Source organism: Candidatus Saccharibacteria bacterium (genome assembly GCA_016699955.1).
Lineage (GTDB): Bacteria > Patescibacteriota > Saccharimonadia > Saccharimonadales > UBA4665 > JAGXIT01.
The window spans coordinates 789,892-811,451 of the sequence record CP064993.1 but is presented as its reverse complement, the minus strand read 5'-3'; the positions used below and the strand labels follow the sequence as shown (position 1 = coordinate 811,451).

Below are 21,560 nucleotides of genomic sequence, written 5' to 3'. Positions count from 1 at the left end.
AAAACTTAGTTAAAAATCTTGTCTATCTTATTACATATGTTGTATGTTTGTCAAATTTAGAACTGCTAAACTATGTGCTCTCATCATTGCGAGGCCAGTGTAGTGGATTTCTGGGGAGAGGATTAGTTCGCGCTCTTTTTCGGTGAATTTTGCCCAATAGGGGGCGATGGTTTCCGCCTGGGATGCCACTTCGTACAGGGGTACGTTTTGTTCCATTGCTTTGTGGGCGAGAGCCTTGGATACTTCGTGCGCTGTGGTGTGCCCGTACTTTTCGAGCAGTAAGTACAGAGGTTCGGCGGCAATTGCTCCCTTAGTAAGATAAAGATTCCGCTTCATGGCCGCTTCGTCAACTTCAATCTTACTCATCACCTCTTGCAGCCGTTTCGCCATGGACGCAACGAGCGCAAATGAAGTCGTGTAGAAACGAGCAGACGATGAATCGGTCAGGTCGCGCTGGTGCTCACTGCTAATATTGAGGTTCGCGTTCACAACTTGCGCCGTGACTTGTTTCCACATGCCAATGACGTTTTCGAAGTTCCATGGGTTGCGCTTGTGCGCCATGGTCGAAGATCCCGTCTGGCCTTCCTCAAACTTTTCACGCACCTCACCAATTTCACTACGCTGTAGGTTGCGCATATCGTGCGATAGGTTTGCCATCACACCGGCAGCAATTGCAAGCTCATCTAGAAGGCGTATGTAACCCTCTGCTGGGACAATTTGCGTCGCAGCCGGAGCAGGTTCAAGCCCGACAAACCCAAGTACGGTTTTTTCGAACTTTAGCGGGTCATCGACAAACACTGAAATAGCATTGTATGTACCGACCGCACCAGAAAATTTACCCTTCAGCTCGCCGGCCAAAATATCAAGATGCCGTATACTGTCGTCTAGCCGCTCTACATACGTAGCCAGAAAATATCCAAATGTAATTGGCACGGCATGTTGACCGTGTGTGCGACCTATTTGTACGGTTTCGGCGTAACGTTCCGCGAGCTGCGCCAGTGTTTTTTGCAAGTCTTGCAGGCGCGGCAACACCAGCTCACGAATCGCCCGGCGCAGCTGCAAACTCATGGCGGTTGAAACAATGTCGTATGATGTCGCGCCAAAATGTACATAGGGCTGCGCCGTTTCGGGCAGCTCTTTTTTAATAGTGTTGACAATGGCTTTTACGTCATGACGGGTGGTTTTTTCTTCTTCTGAGACAGCCTCCACGCTAATCTTTCGGCTCGCGGCATCTATCTGCTCGGCAATTTCCTGACTGCACAGCCCAAATTCAGCCAGCCCATAGGCAAGGGCAGCTTCCACGTGCGCCTGCGTCAAAATACGTGTGCGCTCAGACAAATATCGGGCAATTTCGGGATCATAGTACCGACCATCGAGCGGATCTATGCTGTTAAAGCGATTGTCTCCAGAGGTAGGTGAAAAATCTAGTGGTGATAAGGTCATCGTCTTTCCTCCTTAGCGGTTAAAGTTAAGGGATAGGATATGTGAGTTAAGGCACGAAATGCACTATGCAAAGCACAATTCTTATCTCCTATCTCGTAACCCTTAACTATCATATTGACCCAGCGCTTGACGCAAATTTGTTTCAATCCGTTTTTCAATATTTTCCGTATCGGGCTGCTCAAAAACTTCGCCTGTCAGGCTTTCGTAAACAAACAGGTAGCGGCGCTCCAACTCGGCAATTATATCGGCTGGCACTTCTGGCGCGGGCGTGTCACTGTAGGGGTCGAAACGCTCCTTGAACCACAGTCGCAAATATTCTTTGTCATAGTTTTCTGGTTCCATGCCCTGGGCAATGCGCTGATGGTAGGTTTCGGCCAGCCAATAGCGCGACGAATCCTGGGTGTGTATTTCATCTATCAATATAATTTCACCTTGTGGGGTAAGGCCAAACTCGTACTTAGTGTCGACCAGCAGCAGTCCTTTTGCTTCGGCTTTTTCTGACCAAATGTAAAAAGCTGAACCGCAAAGTTACTGACGCGCTGCCAAACTTCGTCCTTCAAAAGTCCTTCTGTCAGCGCTTCGGCCGGTGTCAGGTTGCGGTCATGGATTTCGAACTTCGTTGTCGGCGTCAGCACTGGTTCGGTTAGCTTATCATTCTTTTTCAGCCCGTTTGGTAGAGTGAAAGCACCGTAATTACGCTGACCTTCTGAGTAGGTATGCCACAGGGATGTATTTGTCACGCCCGTTATGTAGCCACGTACAACCATTTCCAGCGGTATAACTTCGTATTTGTGGCAGTAGCTGACGTTTGGATCGGGGTAGGAAATAATATGATTCGGTACTATGTGCGCTGTTTGCTCGAACCACCAACGGCTAGTTGCCGTCAGTAGTGCACCCTTGTTAGGGACCACCGCCAGAATCCGGTCAAAGGCGCTATAGCGGTCGCTCGTTACCATCATCAGTTTGTCGCCAAAGTCATAGACATCACGTACTTTGCCGTGATACACCGCCTGTTGACCAGGCAACGAAAAACTCGTTCCCTCAAGAATTTTTTCACTCATGCTTTCAGTATACAGAGTTATGGGTTTAGAGTTAAGAGTTCTCCGGTGCAACCCGCACATCAGCACCTACAGTGATGACATAATGCTGGCTACAGTGATTTTAAGAAGATGAATAAAGTGGATTATTCTGGGCAATAAAATATGCCCGCTGAATTTCAGCGGGCATATTAATGTAACTTCAGTTCGATGTAAACACCACTGCTAGCGCGTTCAGGCGCTAGCAGGCAAAACCCGCCCCTTTTATTCAGTCTGTATCCTTACGAATACGAACAATACGTACCAGCACCCAGGCAATTAAACCGTAGACAAGGAGAGCGACCAGTGTCTCGATCTCAAACCGACCGGTACCATTTCCAACCGTTGTATCAACACTGAACAGCGATCGAAATGGAGCAACAAATGGGTTTGTTATGTTGTAAATCAGATTTGCAAAGCCATTGTTGCCGTTCGCTCCAAGGAGCGAAAGTAAAAAGCGAATAACATGCAGCCCTGCAACAATGCCGTAAACAAGCCAAATGACATTTCGGGCAACTCCTGAATTACTGGCCGCGTTTTCTTCCTGACGAACGACGCGTTGTGACTGCACATCATTGCCAGCCTCATCAATACCGCTTTCGCGGGTTACTTCGACTTGTGATTCCTGAACCATGGTATTTTTCCTTTTCTTATCCTTGTTATTGTAACCTGGTGAACTGCCCGGCCATTTTTTAAGGATGGGATATCCGGGCAGAGTGCACTAATGTGCTCTTAGCTCCGTGAAAGTTTGCGGTAAATGAAGAGCGTAACGACTGCACCAAGAACGGCAACCAACATACTATAGAGGTTAAACCCTGTTACGCCGCTTTTATCAAGTAGCTGCATGAGGAATCCACCGACAAAAGCACCAATAATGCCAACAATTATATTAGCAATAGCCCCCTGACGCGCATCTGTTCCGGCAATAAGTGATGCAATCCATCCAGCAAGTGCTCCAAAAATGATCCAAAGTAGTATATTCATAGTTTTTTTCCTTTATATAATGTAATTTAATTATTTTTTATTGTAGTATGCCGAGCGCGGCCACAGTAGTGTGCGCCCGACCGATATCTCTGACTGACCGCGAGCCAGCAACCGGACCGTTTAAACGGCTCGCTGCTGGCCCTGTCATTATCTAGTCTAGCTAGTGTTAAAAATGTCGGGAAACTCACGGGTTTTTCGGTTTAAAAACCGCTCAATCCGTATTTCAAGTTCCAAATGTTTCATATCGTGTTCCTTTCTGAAGAATTTAAGTGGAGCTAAGACTGTTAGCGTCGCTCTACACTGGTTTCTCTACAGAGCATTGATTTCTTGGGACAAAGGGTAAGCCGGCTAAAGGACCTGTCGCATGATCCGTTAATAGTGCTTGGCTGTTTGTCAAAGTGCTGCGTGGCAATGTTTCTATGGCAACATCTCCATAATAGGCCGCTTATAAAATCAAAACTATGAGCCCGCAAACCAACAATGTGTGGCCCAGCTCACATAGCGATTGGCGGGTATCTGTTAGGATAGCTACATGAAACGCTTCTTTTTAGGGCGAGTAAAACGAGCAGACCGACAACGTCTCAGCACTGCAGCCCTTGTCATCGCCATTATCGTTACCGCGCTCGGCACTTTTACGACATACGTTTACATCCATATCGTTGATACGCAGTATCGACGTGATTACGCCCTAGCAGAAAGGCAACAGCTCCAAAACGCTGAAGCCTACATACAAAACAAATTTATTGCCTACGAACAGATTCTTCTCGCTGGAGCTACCGCAGCCTACATAAAGGGAGATGATGCAATCAACCGGGCAGACTGGAGTACGTACTACCAAACCAATGGTATCAAGGCAAAATTCCCAGGTATATTGGCGCTCGGTTATGCGCGCTATATCACAAATGATCAAAAAAGTACCCACTTTGCACAAATGCAAGCAGACGGATTTACTGATTTTCAAATCATACCAGCAGGCGAACGAAACTTTTATGTACCGGTGACGTTCATAGAACCATATAACTCTAACAACCAGGCTACCGTTGGATATGACATGTTCTCAGAGCAGGCACGCAGAACAGCAATTGCCAAAGCCACGGATAGCGGTAGCACAACTCTCACCGCCCCAATAGACTTTTTTAAACAGTCACCACGAACGGACCAAGCTTCAAAAAATGGAATTTTGTATTATCCAGTCTATGCTGGCGGCCGAGATCCTAAGGCTCAAGACGCCCGTCGACTATCCATTAGAGGGTTCGTCTACATCGCGTTCTACGTTTCTGACATGCTACAACCATATGCATCAGAGTCGGAAGCAAAGGGAGTGAGCTACACCATAGATGACGTCACCGATGGCAAACCACAGCGCTTGTTCTCTTCCGAAAAAAGCAGTGCCATCTCTGGCAATATGGTTAGCGACACCTTGCGCGTGAACTCACGCGTCTGGCGCCTTAGCATGCATGTCCCACAGACTATTGTAAGTGGTCAGGTACATCCGCTAAGATTGTTTTTTGGGGGGCTCGGCATAAGCATACTGCTCGGTAGTTTCGCTTTCCTTTTGCTAAAAATCCGTATTGACAAACTTACGAAGTCACATAATTCAGAGCTCCAAAACACGCGCGATGAACTGCTTGCACTCGCTTCACACCAGTTACGTACCCCCGCTACAGGTGTAAAGCAATACATTGGTATGCTCCGCGAGGGTTATTTTGGTAACCAAACGCCCGAACAACTCAGCATAATCAACAAAGCATACGCCTCAAATGACCGCCAGCTCGAGATTATTGATCAGCTGCTCTACGTCGCCAAGGCCGATGCCGGCCAACTCAGCCTCAAGCCGGAACGCTTTACACTTTCTGCCACAGTACTCGATGTTGCTGAAGCCATGCGAGAACAAGCCAAGCCAAAAGAAATATCTTTCCAGCTCAGAGTCCCCCCCAATGTCACAATTATCGGCGATGAACGATTTATTCGCATGATTATAGAAAATCTGGTGAGTAACGCCATAAAGTATTCGTATCCCAACAGTACTGTGCAGATCACCCTGCAGGAAAAGCTAGGCACTATACGACTGCGTGTTAGCGATTCTGGGACTGGTATCGCCAGCGAAGACCTAGGTAGGTTATTTAAGAAGTTTAGTCGCATAGAAAACCCTCTTTCGAGTAAAGAAGCCGGCAGCGGGCTTGGCCTTTATCTTGCCCAAATGCTTGCAGTGGCGCATGGTGGGAAAATCACTACAAAACAACGTCGTCCAAGGGGGACGGAGTTCATACTTATTCTACCAAAACATATGATTAGTGATGAAACTGTTATCCAGCTAACAGAACACAACTACACCGGCAACGTATAGTACTTAGCATGCCTCGAACCCACAAAGTACTCCTTGTCGAAGATGATTCAGCGCTCAATGACGCTTTCGGCATAATCTTGTTAAAAAGTGGCTATGATGTTCGTGCAGTTTTCAACGGACAGGAAGCACTCGATGTCATGAGTGACTTCACGCCAGATGTTATCCTTCTTGATTTACTTATGCCCATTATGGACGGCAAAGAATTCCTACGCCGACTTGGTAAAAATAGTCCTATCCCAATTATCGTGTTTAGCAACCTAGATAGTAAATCGGACGTCGAGGAAGTTCTCGGACTCGGTGCCTCACGTTTTATGCTCAAAGCCTGGGCAACTCCAAATGAGCTTGTCAACGTCATACAAAACACTCTGCAATAGCAGTGCTAGTTAAATAATAATTTCATCGATGTTGTCCTCACCGAGCAAACTATTGAGCTGCGGTAAGTTGACGGTGTAGAGCTTCAACTTTTCACTTACTGCGTTCTTAGCCTTCAACTTTGCGAGCTCTATACTGACTGTCTCGCGTGACATTGTGCACAAATTTGCTAGATCCTGTTGTGTCAGCCGAATATTTATCCTCACAAATCCTTTGCCGCTCATAGCCATGCCAAATCTGATTGCTAGGTAACGCAAGGTGTGACCCAGTTTTTCGTACGCGTTAGCCTGACCAAGCGCATTGACATGGAGCAGTGCCCCCACATACCGCTTGCTGTCTTGCGCAGGAGTACTGTCATTTGCTGCTCGAAGTGACTGAAAATCTTCATTTGTCTGATTGTGAAGCACGCAGTCTGTCAAAGCTTCGTAGTAAAAAAGTGTGGCCGGGGCGCTATGGTACGCCGTTTCAACAGGGAAGTAGTCTCCCGGGCCATAGAGAGCAATATTTATCTCACTGCCCGTTCCAAGGATACTGTAAGCACGAATAATACCTTCAGAAATGACATATACGCCGCTTAGAGCTTCACCCTGGTAGAGCACAATCTGTTCTTTTCGTACTCTTTTCTCCCGCATCATGGCTTTAGTATACAGAGTAATAGCGCAAAAGAGTAAGCCAATAGTGCTTCACGGCTCTGCCGGCCGAGCTGGCTAGCTGGTGCGATATGCGTGTAATCGTCATTTTTCGCCAGGTGCTATGCTCGTATCCTGAGAACTGGTATGATAAACCCATATGGGAGCAGTCGAGACTATTGGTATTGTCGGCGGCGGACAGTTAGGTCGCATGCTCACGCTTGCCGCCAAACCGCTTGGCTTTGAAATTGTTGTTGTTGACCCAGGCAAACATTGCCCAGCAGAGCAGGTAGGAGCGCGGCAAATCGTCGCCAACCTATATGACGAACGCGCGCTCGAACAACTGGCGACCGAGTCAAACTACATTACCGTGGAAATCGAGCATCTTGACGCCGACGCATTAGCAAAGTTGGAACAAAATGGGGCGACAATAAACCCGTCGCCCAGCACCATCCGGCTCATCCAGGACAAGTATGCTCAGAAGCAGTTTCTCCAAGATAATAAAGTTCCCCTAGCCCCATTCGCCGAAATAACAGGGGAAAGTTCCGCTCGGGATGCCCTCAAGCAGTTCGGCGGTTGCATGATAGTCAAAACCCGTCACGGCGCCTACGACGGCCGTGGCAACATGGTTGTTCGCTCTGAAGCTGATCTTGATCAGGCACTAAAGAATTTTGCGGGCAAGGCTCTTTACGCCGAAGGCCTCGTCGACTTTGAAAGCGAACTAGCCGTTATGGTTGCGCGAGACATGCAGGGCAATGTCGCACTCTACCCCATCGTCCAGACTATTCACAAGCGGAACATTTGCACCGAGGTACTTGTGCCAGCGCCAGTTTCGGCTGAAATAATGAAGCAAGCCGAAGCCGTTGCCCGCCAGGTCGCTGGGCTGCTTAGCGGTGCGGGAACATTTGGCATAGAGCTTTTCCTGACGCGAGATGGTGAAGTACTAGTAAACGAAATCGCACCACGAGTTCACAACAGCGGCCACTACACCACCGAAGCCTGCCGCACTTCACAGTTCGAGCAACACATCCGCGCCATTGCCGGTTTACCACTGGGGGACACAAGCCTCGTCGTAGCCGCAGCCGTCATGATAAACATCCTGGGAGAGCGAGACGGCGAAACCCAGGTAAAAGGCACCCCTGATGTTTTGGCCATCCCAGGTGCAAGCATCCACCTTTATGGCAAATCCCCGACCAAAATCGACCGCAAAATGGGTCACATCACCGTCACAGGTTCGGACATAGAAACTGCTCGTAAAAACGCCCGAAAAGCCCGGAGCTTACTGAGCATATGATGTGGTATAACGACAAGAGATATGAGATAAGAGATAAGAGCGATATTTCGCACGGTTGGTCAAAACTCATGACTCATGACTCTTATCTCTTAAATCTAAGGAGGATTGTATGAACAAACCAGTTGTCGGCATCATAATGGGGTCAGATAGCGATCTCGACATCATGAGTGAAGCTGCCAAAATGCTAGATAATTTTGGGATTAGTTATGAGGTACGCGTGGTTTCGGCGCATCGCACGCCAGATGTCATGGAAGAGTACGCGCGGACTGCAGCCGAGCGCGGACTGAAAGTTATCATCGCTGGGGCAGGCGGGTCGGCACACCTCCCCGGCATGACGGCCTCACACACCACGCTGCCCGTCATTGCCGTTCCCATAAAACGCGACCACCACGGCCACGAAGCATTTTGGTCCAGTATAAAAATGCCCCCCGGCATCCCGCTAGCAACCATGCCCGAAAATGGTGCCCGCAACGCCGCCCTTATGGCAGTAGAAATCCTAGCCTTGAGTGACACCACTCTTGCCAATAAGTACGTCGCTTTCCGCGCCGATCAACACGACAGCGTCCTCACCGCCGACGCAAAACTCCAACAACAAGGCTGGCAGGGCTACCTAGAAAGCCACTCCTAGTATTTGACTTGCTGAAGTTTGGTGAGAAGGTTTTTCACCTCCGTCAATGAGGCAACTGTAGAGGTGGGCTTCTCACTATCCAGTTCTGGTAACTCGTTTGCAAACTTGCCTTGCTTCACCCAAATCGTTGTAGCGCCAAGCACATTTCCAACCGCAAGCTCTGAGCGTACACGGTCACCGATGAAGACTGTTTGCTTAGCATCAAACGTGTTGACAAAAAGGGCAAATAGATCTGTATCTTTGCACCCTCGCGAAATATAACTTGCGAGAAATACTGCCGTACTCCTAGCCGATCTACTTTACCGTACATATCAGTGTCGCCCTTACCGATAAGTACCGTGGGAATCTCCTGGCTGCCCAGCCATTCCAGAAGTTCAAGCGCCCCGCCAATAAGCTCATCCTCCTCGGGTTCGTACAGCGTCCGCTTCCAATCAAAAACAATATTAGTCATACAAACAGAATAGTTTACCCAGTTTGCAGAGACAAGACATACCTCAAACCGGTAGCTTACCCGGCCTCAGAGCATCCACAAAACGCTCAAAATCTTTCACAACAATATCTGCTGCCAGTAGGTTGTCGCTGTTGTGCTCGGAGCCACCGTAAGCAATACATTTCATCCCGGCAGTTTTTGCGGCTTGCACACCATTTTCGGCATCTTCCACGACAACACAGTTTGCGGGATCAACTCCAAGTCTGGCTGCGGCCAGTAAAAAGATGTCCGGTGCCGGCTTGGAATGTTCCACATCATCACCGCAAGCAATAACAGGAAAATATCTTTTAAGCCCAAGCTTTTTCAAAAATAGATCGATCCGTGCTGCCGAAGCAGACGAAGCCAATGCCAAGGGGTGTCCGGCGGCGGCAAGACTCTTCACAAGCTTAACTGCGCCCGGAATAGACGGTAGCGCTGAGAGGTTGTTTAGATGCTGCATATACGCCTTGCGCGATAACGCAATTAACTCGTCAACCTGATAATCAAGCTCAAATGTTTCGATAATCAGACGCGAAACGTTCTTCGAGCTGACACCCTTGAGATTATGCGTAAGCTTGCTAGGATCTTCGATACCCAAACTCAACAAAAAGACTTGCAGGTGCTGCTCAAAAATTGGCTCACTATCTATGAGCACACCGTCCATGTCAAAAATCACAGCTTGCATAAGAAAAGTATACCAGCCCCATTAAACCTCTGCTGTTTACCTGCCATGTATGAAGCGTTTGGCTATGCTGAAACAATGAAATATCCCTCGTAAGTCGAGTAGAGTAGAATAGATAATGTTGTTACAATAGGTGAGTACGGACGAGGTGGCGCAATGCGTGCCTTTTTATTAGTTGAAAGGAGGGTCTATGGCAAACAATCCAACAACCTATGCACAGACTGGTGTGGATTACAGCGCGATGGATCCGGTGAAGGTGCTAGCGCAAAAAGCTGCGCTGTCGACAGCTCAAAATCATGCACGTTTCGGCGCTACTGAAGTCGGTGCGAGCCGAGGAGAATCGGCCTATGTTTGGGAAGAAAAAGATGCATACCGTGCACTTGTCATAGAAGGACTCGGTACTAAGAATCTCGTGGCAGACGCAATGCGTAAAACCACCGGAAAAACTTACTATGACTCACTCGCCCAAGACACGGTAGCAATGATTGTCAATGACCTAATTGTCGTTGGGGCCTTGCCGCAGGTTGTAAATGCTTACTTTGCTCTCGGTGACGGCGCTTGGATGAACGACCGTAAGCGAGCTACCGATCTTGTGACTGGCTGGGCAGGGGCTTGTAATGCAATTGGTGCAGCGTGGGGGGGCGGTGAAACACCAGCGCTTAAAGGCATCATTAACCCAGACACAATTGATTTGGGAGGTTCGGCCGTAGGAATAATTAACCCAAAAGAAAATCTCGTTCTTGGAGATAAGCTAGCTGACGGTGACGAAATTATTCTAGTAGAAAGTAGTGGTATACACGCCAATGGTATTTCATTTGTGCGGCATTTATACGAAAAAACCCCCCAACTCTATGAAACAACACTATCCAACGGGAAACTATTTGGTGAGGCAATCTTAACCCCTACACTACTGTATGTACCTCTCGTCCGTGATGTACTCGAGGCGGGCGTTGTTCCTCACTACATGGTAAACGTCACCGGTCATGGCTGGCGCAAGCTAATGCGTGCCAACGCGGCTTTTACCTACGAAATCGAAACCATACTGGAGCCCCAACCAGAATTTCTACACATGCAAGCCGAGTCCCGTGTTGATGACAGCGAAATGTACGGCAATTTCAACATGGGCGTCGGGTTTGTGCTGTATGTTGCGCCACAGGACACCGACTCGGTTCTCGCAGCCGCTAAGCGTAATGGGGTAAAAGCCATCAGGGGTGGAAAAGTCAAACGAGGTAAGAAGCAGGTGATTATCAAGCCAAAGAATCTAACATTTTCAGCAGAAACCTTGGAGGTGCGCTAATGCAGATATACAAAGGGGTCAACGCAATATCGGATTTCCGTGCGAAAAATTTGCTCAAACAGTTGCAGTCAGTCGACAAACACATAGGCAGTGTTACCGCAGAGTATGTACACTTCATAAACGGCGATAAAAAGCTTTCGTCACATGAAGACAAAGAGCTCAGTAAGCTCCTAGCCTACGACACCCCGTACAACGGCGCAAGAAGCGGCGAACTATTTTTGGTAACACCTCGGCCAGGTACAATATCTCCCTGGTCATCAAAGGCAACCGACATTGGACACAATGCTGGTCTATCTAGTATCAAACGAATTGAGCGAGGAACGGCTTATTATATCGAATCGTCTCGGCCAATCGAGCGCGGGACAATCGAACCACTACTCCATGACCGCATGACCGAGGCTGTTCTAGACTCACTGAGTTCGGCCAAGGCACTTTTTGCCGAACCATCACCGAAGCCACTCATTATCGTCAATGTGCTTGAGGGTGGCAAAAACGCGCTAGAAAAGGCAAACACAGAGCAGGGGCTTGCCCTCAGTGCCGATGAAATTGAATATCTTGTTGCCGCCTACACCGAACTTGGCCGTAACCCCTCTGACGCCGAACTCATGATGTTCGGCCAAGTCAACAGCGAACACTGTCGCCACAAAATATTCAATGCCGACTGGGTTATAGACGGTAAGCCGCAGCCAAAAAGTTTATTCAAAATGATCCGTAACACGTTTGAGCGTGGCGGCGAAGACGTGCTCAGTGCATATTCAGATAACGCCGCCGTAATCGCTGGTCCTGTCGCTGATCGCTTTTTCCCAAACCCAGAAACGCATGAATATGGTTACAGCAAAGAACCGATTCATACTGTTATAAAAGTTGAGACACATAATCACCCGACTGCCATTGCACCGTTTCCGGGCGCAGCCACCGGTACTGGCGGTGAAATCCGGGACGAGGGCGCCACCGGTCGCGGCGCCAAACCCAAGATGGGACTGGCCGGATTCAGCGTATCAAATTTGAACTTGCCTGGCGCAGGACAACCTTGGGAAAAACCATACGGAAAACCAAGCAGGATTACCTCACCGCTGGGCATTATGATAGACGCTCCTTTAGGCGGCGCGGCGTTCGCTAACGAATTTGGTCGCCCAAACCTAGCTGGCTACTTCCGTACCTTTGAGCAACACGATGGTCAAAGCGTACGCGGCTATCATAAACCGATCATGATTGCCGGCGGTCTGGGGAACATCCGCGACCAGCACGTTCAAAAAGGCAAGCTAAAAGCCGGCGACAAAATTATCATCCTCGGTGGGCCAGCTATGCTCATTGGTCTCGGCGGCGGCGCAGCCAGCAGCATGCAAACCGGCGCAAGCAGCGCGGATCTCGACTTTGCATCAGTCCAGCGAGGAAACGGCGAAATGGAACGCCGCGCGCAGGAAGTCATTGACACGTGCTGGGCGAGTAGCGAAAACCCCATCGTCATGATTCACGACATTGGTGCCGGCGGTTACTGTAACGCCGTGCCGGAGCTTGTGCATGACGCCGGCCTAGGAGCAGAGGTTGAACTACGAAATATCGACAATGCCGACCCGGGTATGTCGCCTATGGAAATCTGGTGCAACGAGGCCCAGGAACGCTACGTCATAGGACTAAGGGAAGCAGACGTTGAGCGTTTCGCGAGTATATGCAAACGAGAACGATGTCCATTCACCGTCATTGGTACTGCGACAGACAAAGATCGACTTGTCGTGCATGATAATCTACTCGACAACGACACCGTAGACCTACCCATGAGTACACTCTTTGGAAAACCTCCCAAAATGACACGCACCTATACATCTGTATTGGCTCAGACAGCTTCATTCAATACTGCAAATATTGACATTGAAGAGGCCGTAGAGCGCGTGCTTCACGTACCCGCTGTTGGTAGCAAAAAGTTCCTCATAACCATCGGCGACCGTACCGTCACCGGCCTAATTACCCGTGATCAAATGGTTGGACCATGGCAGGTGCCTGTTAGTGACGTAGCCGTTTCTGCCGTTGGGTTTACGAGCAATCATGGTGAGGCAATGACCATGGGCGAACGCACGCCGCTGGCTGTTTCCAACGCACCGGCCTCCGGCCGTATGGCTGTCGCCGAAACCATCACAAACATGCTGGCTGCCGACGTCAAAAAACTATCAGACATAAAACTATCAGCCAACTGGATGGCGGCGGCCGGACAAGGTAGTGAAGACCAAGCCCTCTACGATACTGTCCACATACTCGGCGAAGATTTTTGCCCGGCGCTTGGCTTGACTATTCCTGTCGGCAAAGATTCCCTGAGCATGCGTTCAACTTGGACTGATGGCAAAGAAGCAAAATCAGTTACATCACCACTTAGCCTCATTATAACCGGCTTTAGCCCAGTGACTAACGTCACCAAAACACTAACGCCTCAGCTCGACACCACTACCGATTCGCTGCTCATGTTTGTCGATCTTTCCGGTGGGCAGACTCGAATGGGAGGCTCGGCGCTTGCGCAAGCTTACAACCAAACAGGCGACAAAACACCCGATGCTGACCCGACGCTCTTAAAATCCTTCTTTAACTCACTGACAAAATTAAAAGCAGACGGAAAGATTTTGGCATACCACGACCGCTCAGATGGCGGAATACTTACAACTCTATGCGAAATGGCATTTGCAAGCCGTTGCGGACTTGATATAAAAATCGCCGCTCTTCCCGGAGAAACAATTGAAAAACTATTTAACGAAGAGCTCGGCGTAGTCATCCAAGTAAAATCAACAGACGAAAAAACTGTATCCCGGGTTTTTGGCGACTCCGCGTACACAATTGGCAAGCCCACAAAAACGCAAGATATTGTTTTTAGCGATGGGCAGAAAATAGTATACAAAAGTACTCGCGCTCAGCTCGAACAGTGGTGGGCAGAAACCAGTTACCTCATACAAAAATTGCGCGACAACCCCGCCTGCGCCGACCAAGAATACGCTTTGATTAACCATGACAATAACCCCGGGCTAAACCCGCTGCTAAAGTTAAGAGATAAGAGTTATGAGTTAAGAGTAGCGGCATTAAGGCAACAAACAAATGAGGGTACACCGCTGACCGAACGAGCGCACACCGCGAGCGAACAGCGAGCGGGGGAGCGGAGGCTGCTTTCGAGCGAAGCAAAGAAAACACCTCAAGAGGGGCAAGCCTCTCTTCAAAAAGATAAGAAAAGGTATATCAACCGCCCACAAATTGCCATCCTCCGTGAGCAAGGTGTCAACGGTCAAATCGAAATGGCCGCCGCCTTCAACCGCGCCGGCTTTTTAGCCGTAGACGTTCACCTAAACGACCTCATTACTGGCACAACAAAACTCGATGACTTTAGCGGCCTTGTTGCCTGTGGCGGGTTTAGCTACGGTGACGTGCTTGGCGCTGGGGGCGGCTGGGCAAAAACCATCCTCTTTGACCCAAAACTTCGAGCACAGTTCAAAGCATTTTTTGAACGACCAAACACCTTTAGTTTAGGCGTCTGCAATGGCTGCCAAATGCTTTCTGAGCTGAAAGAACTTATACCAGGCGCAGATAACTGGCCACGGTTCCTGCAAAACCGCAGCGAACGATTTGAAGCCCGCTTGCCGCAAATCAGGTTAAACGAATCACCGTCAATCTTTTTCAAGGGTATGGCTGGCTCTGTGTTGCCCATACCGGTCGCACACGGCGAGGGTTATGCGGCGTTTGCGTCAAAGCAGGAGCAGCAATCCGCAGTAAAAAGCTGCCTAGTTTCGGCACAATTCGTCGATGACAACCACAAACCGACAGAAGTCTATCCAACCAACCCAAATGGCTCACCAGAGGGCATCACAGCACTTACCACACCAGACGGTCGCGCCACCATTATGATGCCACACCCCGAGCGTGCTTTCATGACCCGTCAGCTTTCTTGGCACCCCTCCGACTGGCCAGAGGATTCACCATGGCTCCAGATGTTTGTAAACGCCCACGACTGGGTAACGGATAGGAATCATGAAGCATGAATCATGAAGCAGGTAAAAAAAGCATTAGGAGCTTTACTGACTTAGACACCCGGAAAGAAGGTCATAAATTAGTAATTCTCATTTACACTACGACAAAAACGTTTCCTGTCAACGAGCAATTTGGGCTAACCAGCCAGATTCGCCGAGCGGCTGTCTCGGTGACATCAAATATTGCTGAGGGTTTTTCAAGACCATCCTACCCTGATAAAGCACATTTTTTTTCAATGGCTCACGGTTCGCTTACTGAGCTACAAAATCAACTTTTAGTTAGTCGAGACGTTGGCTATATTACAGCCGATGATTTTAAAATACTTGCTAAGCAATCAGTAATAACCCACAAGCTACTAACTGGCCTACTAAAAACTACCCGGCAGTACAACAAATTACATGATTCATAATTCAAAATTCATGATTCAATTAAGGAGGAGACATGTCTATCTACCACTTACTTAAAACTAATCAAAATGCCTTGCTTTCAGTCTATGACAAAACTGGAATCGCCGAATTTGCCAAGGGGCTGCACGATCTGGGGTGGAACATCATTTCGTCTGGCGGAACCGCCAAAGTTGTTGCCGAGGCGGGCGTACCGGTCACAGATGTCGCAGAGCTAGTTGGCGGGGAAGCCATACTCGGCCACCGTGTTGTGACGCTTTCGCGCGAGATACACAGCGGCTTGCTGGCTGACGCCGACAGGCCAGAAGACTTACAGGAGCTAAAAGACAGAGGAATTCCTTTTATCGACCTCGTGGCAGTGGACATGTACCCCCTAGAAGAAGAAATTGCCAGCGGCAAAGCCACACTGCAAAGCGTGATTGAAAAAACCGATATCGGGGGTCCAACTATGCTCCGCGCCGGAGCAAAAGCACGGCGAATTGTGCTTTCCCGTGCCGACCAACGAAGTGAAGTGCTTGCCTGGTTAACAGATGGCAAAACAGAAGAAAAAGCGTTCCGGGACAAATTGTGTGCCGTTGCCGAGTACGAATGTGCGCGCTACATTATGATTTCCGCCAAGTACCACGGTGGGGAAGAGGTGGCTGGCTGGATAGGCAAACGTGTTGCGCCTACGAAATACGGCGAAAACCCGCGGCAAACACCAGCCGGGCTCTACGCCGATAACCGCGTCACAGTTGATCCGCTTGGCCTCGACCAGTTCACCCACCAAAAAGGTTGGGAACTGAGCTACATAAACGAAACCGACATGCACCGCTTGCTGCAAACTGTCACGCATATTGCTGCTGGTTTTGAGAAAAACTTTGGTAAGGTGCCGTTCATCGCAGTCGGTGTCAAGCATGGTAACGCCTGTGGGGCAGGAACGGCAAAAACCACCGTAGAGGCGGTACAGCGCATGCTTGAAGGTGATGAAATCGCCATATTTGGCGGAGTTGTCATGGTAAACGGCCTCATTGACGCCAATGTCGCAACCATTCTCATGCAACATCACATGCCAGAAGGGCAAAACCGACTGCTCGACGGTGTCGTTGGTAGTGGAGCCACTGCGGAGGCGTTGGAAATACTTGGGCGAGCGAAGTTGCGTGTCGTGACAAACCCGGCACTTGCAACTTTGGGTAATGATTCTCTAGAGACTGCCTCTGTGTACCGTAATGTGCGCGGCGGCATACTTGTGCAACCAAACTACACATTTGTTGTAGACTTTGCAGCTGACTACATCGAGCAACACGGCGAAGTAAGCGACCAAACAAAGAAAGACCTTATCCTCGCCTGGGCAGTCGGTAGCACAAGCAATAGCAACACCATTACCATTGTGAAAGATTGCAAACTACTGGGCAACGGCGTCGGCCAGCAGGACAGGGTTGGAGCAGCTAGGCTCGCCGTTACACGTGCCCTCGGCCGCAACCACGACATAAAAGGCGCGGCGGCTTACAGCGATAGTTTCTTCCCATTCCCAGACGGCCCACTTGTGCTTGCCGAGGCTGGCATCACCGCCATCCTGACATCATCTGGCTCTGTCAAAGACACCGAGGTCGTCAAAACTCTAGCCGACAAAAAGGTTTCCACCACCATGCTACCCGACAAACTAGGCCGCGGCTTCTTCGGCCACTAAGAGGCTATGAGGAAACCGTGATAGGTTTCCCTCATCGAGCCAGGTCTCGCATCTCCCTAATCGGTCGATCACTCGACTTGGTCTGCTCCTTCCTGAAAGATGTAAATATATCCTTGGAGTAAATCCAAGGATATATTTGGTTTGATACGACTTCAACACAAACCCGAGAGCATAAAAGTATTTGTGTAAGTAAGACGACCGTTTGCATTCTCACCTGTGGTTTTGTCCAACGTTGGCTACCCAAAGTCGGCCGCCACGCCCAGTCTGAACCGCGCATGAATGTAGCGCTTGCCATAAAGCGCTCGTGCTTTCATACTGATAGACAATGCAGCATCAGGTAAAGAAAAATTTGGGCGTGACTGGGCACGGGGAAAGTACGCAGTTTCGGCTGTGGGCGCCGTTTGCCACCAGCGTTACCCTAGCGGGCACTGTCAACGACGGCCAACGCGTCGATATGGCCAGCGAGGGCGATGGCTATTGGTCAGTAAGTATCAAAGGGGTCGTACCCGGCCAAAACTATGTCTACCTCATTACGACACCAGACGGCCGCACACTCACGCGTAACGACCCTCGAGCGCAGCAACTTACAACATCTGACAGCGGCGCTTCCGTCATCGTTGATCCAAATTTTGATTGGCAAGGCGATGATTTCTCGCCAGTACCACCCAAGCAACAGGTCATATATGAACTTCACATTGGCACTTTCAACCGACCAGATGCCGCAACAATTGGTACATTCGAAGACGCAATCGATAAGCTTGATTACCTGAAAGGGCTCGGCGTTAACGTCGTAGAACTTATGCCCGTCACCAGCATGGCGCACGGCTACGGTTGGGGGTATGCCCCAAACCACATTTTTTCAGTCGAAAACGCCTACGGCGGACGGCATGGCTTACTAACGTTTGTACGAGAGTGCCACAAACAGGGCATCGCAGTCATTCTGGACGTTGTTTACAACCACTTCTCAGGTAAAACTGACCTCTGGCAATTCGACGGGTGGAGTGAAAACCAACGGGGAGGCATATACTTCTATAACGATTCCCGAGGCGATACGCCGTGGGGTGGACGCCCAGATTATGGCCGCCCGGAAGTCCGCCAGTTTTTCCTTGATAACGCTGCCATGTGGCTAAACGAATATCATCTCGATGGACTGCGCGTCGATAGTACAATTTACATGCGCAACACCGAAGGCCACGATAACGACCCGGCACACGATATATCTCACGCGTGGTACTTGCTGCAAGACATAAACGAACTCGCTCACAAAATCAAACCATCGGCCATTATGATCGCCGAAGACTGTGCCAATAGCGCGTACCTTACCAAACCGCGTAGTGAAAACGGCTGCGGATTTGATGCGCAGTGGGAGCTTGGATTCCCGCATGCACTGCGTGATGCGTTGGGACTACGCGGCGGCCGCACACTGGCGGGGGTACGCTACGAACTCGAACGTCGCTACAACGGCGCTGCTTTTGAGAAAGTTGTTTTTAGCGATTCGCATGACACCGCCGCCAACGGTTCGGTTCGACTAAATGAAGCCGCCAGTTCGGGCGATGCTGCCGACATCCATGCGCGCGAAAAATCGCTGCTGGCCGACGCCGTTATGCTAACCGCTCCCGGCATACCTATGCTTTTGCAGGGTCAGGAGTTTTTGCAAGAAGGCAGCTTCAATGACTGGCAGGAGCTAGAATGGGGCAAAGCCGAAAGATATAGCGGAATAGTGCTCGCACACCGCCACCTCATAGACCTACGGCTCAACCGGCACAACAATACCGCCGGGCTGCTTGGCCAAAGCACAGCCGTCTTTCACCAGGATGACAACAACGGCGTTTTAGGCTACCATCGCTGGAACCAAGGCGGTGCAGGCGACGACGTCCTCATTATCGTCAATTTCGGCGACCAAGCCCACAATATCTACCAACTTCAGCTGCCGGTGCACGGCACTTGGCAAGTACGATTCAACAGTACCTGGAAAGGTTACAGCCCCGACTTCCACGAAGTCGATGTTGCGAGCATTATGACTGAGGGTAGCAACCTTGCCACTATTTCACTTCCTCCGTACTGCGTCCTCATCCTCTCCCAGGACGAGTAGTCCGTTTATCTCCCTCATTTTAGATTGTCCGGCCGGACAATCTAAAATATAAGTTATACTTGGTATATGAAACGTCTGCTAATTATATCCCTTGCAATCTCGACCGTCGGACTTGGACTGTTTTTGGCGTTTCGTTCTGACGATCTTCCTCAGAACACCTCGAAAAACTCAGCAGATTTAAAAACTACCCAGTCGCAAAAGACAAACGAACAGCCCGTAGGTGGTACCACTGAGCTAGTTATTGGAAATGCAGATGCAGCGATTACCATTGTCGAATATGGTGACTACAAATGTCCAAAGTGCAATGATTTTCACCAGAAAGCAGGCAAAGACATACGTCGAGAATGGGTCGACACTGGAAAGGCAAAAATTATCTACCGGCCATATCCACTTTTTGGCGAAGACTCCGGACTAGCGCTGTACGCTTCATTCTGCGCCGCAGAGCAGGGTAAATTTGCTGCCTACCACGACAAAATGTTTGCATACATGTGGGGCAATTACTTTAGTAAAGGTGATCTAGATGCCACCACCGCAAAACTATTCACCCCCGAAAAGCTCGGTGAGTTGGCTCACGGAGCAGGTTTAAGTGGCACTGAATTTACAACCTGCGCCGGTGGGCAATCTCATGCCGACGCGTACAACACAGCTGTCGACAAGGCGGCTGGTGACGAGGTACAGGGCACGCCAACGCTTATCATCGGTGGCCAAAAAATTATCGGCTCGCAACCCTACAATATCTATAAGGCTCTGTTGCAAATTCAATGAGCTCGCTCAAACTACCGCTAAAAACCAAGCTCAAAATTGCCGCCACAAACACGGGCAGGATAGTTCTAAAAAACCCACTTTACTTCGTGCTGGCGGTAGCGACCGCATTTCTCATGCTTGCGATTATCATTTGGTCACTCAACTACGAGCTCGCCGGATACATCATTACCAACCCCGATATGACGTTCGACCAAAAAGTGAGGTTTTTTGGCTATGGCTACGAGGCGCTTTTTACTTCATTTGATAGTTTTCTCTCTGTCAGCATCACCTCATTATCATTGCTGTTTGGTATCAACATTGCCGTACTTACCTATGCGCTTCGGCGCAAAACTGCCTCTGCGCGCGCAAGCGGCACGAGCGGACTTGCCGCCACACTCGGCATCCTCAGTAGCGGCTGTGCCGCATGCGGAACTTCACTACTCGGTCCGCTTCTTGCAACTTTTGGTGCAACGTCGCTTACTGCGGTTCACAACATCGGCGCCGCTTTTAGTCTCGTTGGAAGCGCTCTGTTGCTATACTCAATCTACAAAATCACCCTCCAAACCCAAACCAAGGGCTAGCTTCTAGACAATCGGTCCAGGAGGTCGGCTTCGCTGCGGATGGCGGCGGCTTCTTCCATGGTAAGCGTGAGTGCATGTTTGGCAGCAATGGCTTCATAGCGCTCGACGCGGTGAGCAAGCAGGCGAGGATAAAGATAGGCGCCGACCTGCCTCGGTGAAATTTCGGTAACATCAGCCGCGTTGAATTTTTCTAGCAGTTTCGGCAACTCAGCAGCCACAAAATCTGGCCGATAATAGATGGGTTTTGGGTCGGCAATATTACGTTCGATGAGCACTTTTTCATGCGCTTTGGTGGCACGAATGTAGATAAGTGTTACTGTGTCGTCCATTATCTGGAGCACTGGATCGTCATCGTTCGCAGGCTCGACAACCTCGCATAAACTTCCGCTTAAATCGGCAAGAAAGTGTGGATATTTGTACAACTCTTCAGCCCGTTTAATGAAACGCGGGATATCTAGCATGGCAGCGATTTCGCTTTCGGCGTGCCGTGCCATCCGCTCGGTGAAATCCGGCAGCGTCGAACCATGCTTTTTCGGGTTACCGAGCATGCCCATGTAGAGTGATGTCGCAAGCAGGTTATCAAAATGAACCCGATGTTCAACAGTTATAGCATCGCGTTTTAGCATGTCACACAGTAATGGGTGAGACATGGCGAGCTTCTTAAGGTAATCATTAAGCTCATCGCCAAGGTAATGTGTCCATATACGGTAATCGACCGAATAATGAAACCACCGACTGCTTGGTAGGCACCGCGCCAGCGTGGTTTTACCTACACCACTAAGCCCCATTACGGCAATCCTGATTGGCTGGCTTGTGTTTATGGGGTGATACATGATGTCAGAGATGAGAG

General features: G+C 49.6%; 18 protein-coding genes and 1 pseudogene. 11 read left to right on the top strand and 8 right to left on the bottom strand.

Features of this window, described 5'->3' with window-relative positions:
• Positions 1–30 precede the first annotated feature (30 nt).
• The 4 genes and pseudogenes from purB to IPL85_04110 all read right to left on the bottom strand — a co-directional run bounded on the left by purB (position 31) and on the right by IPL85_04110 (position 3,503).
• Entirely contained in the window at positions 31–1,443 is a 1,413-nt protein-coding gene (gene purB, locus IPL85_04125; GenBank protein ID QQS19441.1) for an adenylosuccinate lyase, read from the bottom strand.
• Between the two features lie 102 nt (positions 1,444–1,545).
• A pseudogene (locus IPL85_04120) lies at positions 1,546–2,504 on the bottom strand (phosphoribosylaminoimidazolesuccinocarboxamide synthase).
• Positions 2,505–2,748: 244 nt separating this feature from the next.
• On the bottom strand, positions 2,749–3,153 hold the full coding sequence (locus tag IPL85_04115) for a YggT family protein (protein ID QQS19440.1): 405 nt from the start codon (positions 3,151–3,153) through the stop codon (positions 2,749–2,751).
• A gap of 98 nt (positions 3,154–3,251) precedes the next feature.
• Positions 3,252–3,503, bottom strand: a complete 252-nt coding sequence (locus IPL85_04110; protein QQS19439.1) for a GlsB/YeaQ/YmgE family stress response membrane protein — start codon at positions 3,501–3,503, stop codon at positions 3,252–3,254.
• A gap of 532 nt (positions 3,504–4,035) precedes the next feature.
• On the opposite strand from IPL85_04110, the gene IPL85_04105 reads away from it, so the two are divergent.
• Both IPL85_04105 and IPL85_04100 read left to right on the top strand, forming a co-directional pair.
• On the top strand, positions 4,036–5,850 hold the full coding sequence (locus IPL85_04105) for a CHASE domain-containing protein (GenBank protein ID QQS19438.1): 1,815 nt from the start codon (positions 4,036–4,038) through the stop codon (positions 5,848–5,850).
• Between the two features lie 8 nt (positions 5,851–5,858).
• Positions 5,859–6,224, top strand: coding sequence for a response regulator (locus tag IPL85_04100; GenBank protein QQS19437.1), 366 nt, complete (start codon positions 5,859–5,861; stop codon positions 6,222–6,224).
• Between the two features lie 9 nt (positions 6,225–6,233).
• Here the strand turns inward: IPL85_04100 and IPL85_04095 are convergent, their stop codons facing one another.
• On the bottom strand, positions 6,234–6,857 hold the full coding sequence (locus IPL85_04095) for a Crp/Fnr family transcriptional regulator (protein QQS19436.1): 624 nt from the start codon (positions 6,855–6,857) through the stop codon (positions 6,234–6,236).
• A 154-nt stretch (positions 6,858–7,011) separates the two neighbouring features.
• Between IPL85_04095 and purK the strand changes: the two genes are divergently transcribed.
• Both purK and purE read left to right on the top strand, forming a co-directional pair.
• Positions 7,012–8,145 carry a 5-(carboxyamino)imidazole ribonucleotide synthase gene (purK, locus tag IPL85_04090; GenBank protein QQS19435.1) on the top strand — a complete coding sequence of 378 codons (1,134 nt, stop codon included), beginning with the start codon at positions 7,012–7,014 and terminating at the stop codon, positions 8,143–8,145.
• Positions 8,146–8,254: 109 nt separating this feature from the next.
• On the top strand, positions 8,255–8,773 hold the full coding sequence (purE, locus tag IPL85_04085; GenBank protein QQS19434.1) for a 5-(carboxyamino)imidazole ribonucleotide mutase: 519 nt from the start codon (positions 8,255–8,257) through the stop codon (positions 8,771–8,773).
• Here the strand turns inward: purE and IPL85_04080 are convergent.
• Complete coding sequence (locus IPL85_04080; GenBank protein ID QQS20436.1) at positions 8,770–9,030, bottom strand: HAD hydrolase-like protein; 261 nt, start codon at positions 9,028–9,030, stop codon at positions 8,770–8,772. The genes purE and IPL85_04080 overlap by 4 nt on opposite strands.
• A gap of 237 nt (positions 9,031–9,267) precedes the next feature.
• Entirely contained in the window at positions 9,268–9,927 is a 660-nt protein-coding gene (locus tag IPL85_04075) for an HAD family phosphatase (GenBank protein QQS19433.1), read from the bottom strand.
• Between the two features lie 187 nt (positions 9,928–10,114).
• Here IPL85_04075 and IPL85_04070 point away from each other — a divergent pair, with 187 nt between their 5' ends.
• The 7 genes from IPL85_04070 (at position 10,115) to IPL85_04040 (ending at position 20,710) form a co-directional block, all read left to right on the top strand.
• Positions 10,115–11,221 (top strand): phosphoribosylformylglycinamidine cyclo-ligase, encoded by a 1,107-nt coding sequence (locus IPL85_04070; GenBank protein QQS19432.1) that lies wholly within the window; start codon positions 10,115–10,117, stop codon positions 11,219–11,221.
• Entirely contained in the window at positions 11,221–15,231 is a 4,011-nt protein-coding gene (purL, locus tag IPL85_04065) for a phosphoribosylformylglycinamidine synthase (GenBank protein QQS19431.1), read from the top strand. Before IPL85_04070 ends, purL begins: the two co-directional genes overlap by 1 nt.
• Positions 15,228–15,629 (top strand): four helix bundle protein, encoded by a 402-nt coding sequence (locus IPL85_04060; protein QQS19430.1) that lies wholly within the window; start codon positions 15,228–15,230, stop codon positions 15,627–15,629. Before purL ends, IPL85_04060 begins: the two co-directional genes overlap by 4 nt.
• 32 nt (positions 15,630–15,661) lie before the next feature.
• Positions 15,662–17,293 (top strand): hypothetical protein, encoded by a 1,632-nt coding sequence (locus IPL85_04055; GenBank protein ID QQS19429.1) that lies wholly within the window; start codon positions 15,662–15,664, stop codon positions 17,291–17,293.
• 325 nt (positions 17,294–17,618) lie between these two features.
• Positions 17,619–19,385 (top strand): alpha amylase C-terminal domain-containing protein, encoded by a 1,767-nt coding sequence (locus IPL85_04050; protein QQS19428.1) that lies wholly within the window; start codon positions 17,619–17,621, stop codon positions 19,383–19,385.
• A gap of 66 nt (positions 19,386–19,451) precedes the next feature.
• On the top strand, positions 19,452–20,150 hold the full coding sequence (locus IPL85_04045) for a thioredoxin domain-containing protein (protein ID QQS19427.1): 699 nt from the start codon (positions 19,452–19,454) through the stop codon (positions 20,148–20,150).
• Positions 20,147–20,710 (top strand): hypothetical protein, encoded by a 564-nt coding sequence (locus tag IPL85_04040; GenBank protein ID QQS19426.1) that lies wholly within the window; start codon positions 20,147–20,149, stop codon positions 20,708–20,710. The genes IPL85_04045 and IPL85_04040 overlap by 4 nt, the downstream gene beginning before the upstream one ends.
• Here the strand turns inward: IPL85_04040 and IPL85_04035 are convergent.
• On the bottom strand, positions 20,707–21,543 hold the full coding sequence (locus tag IPL85_04035; GenBank protein ID QQS19425.1) for an ATPase: 837 nt from the start codon (positions 21,541–21,543) through the stop codon (positions 20,707–20,709). The genes IPL85_04040 and IPL85_04035 overlap by 4 nt on opposite strands.
• Between the last annotated feature and the right edge of the window lie 17 nt (positions 21,544–21,560).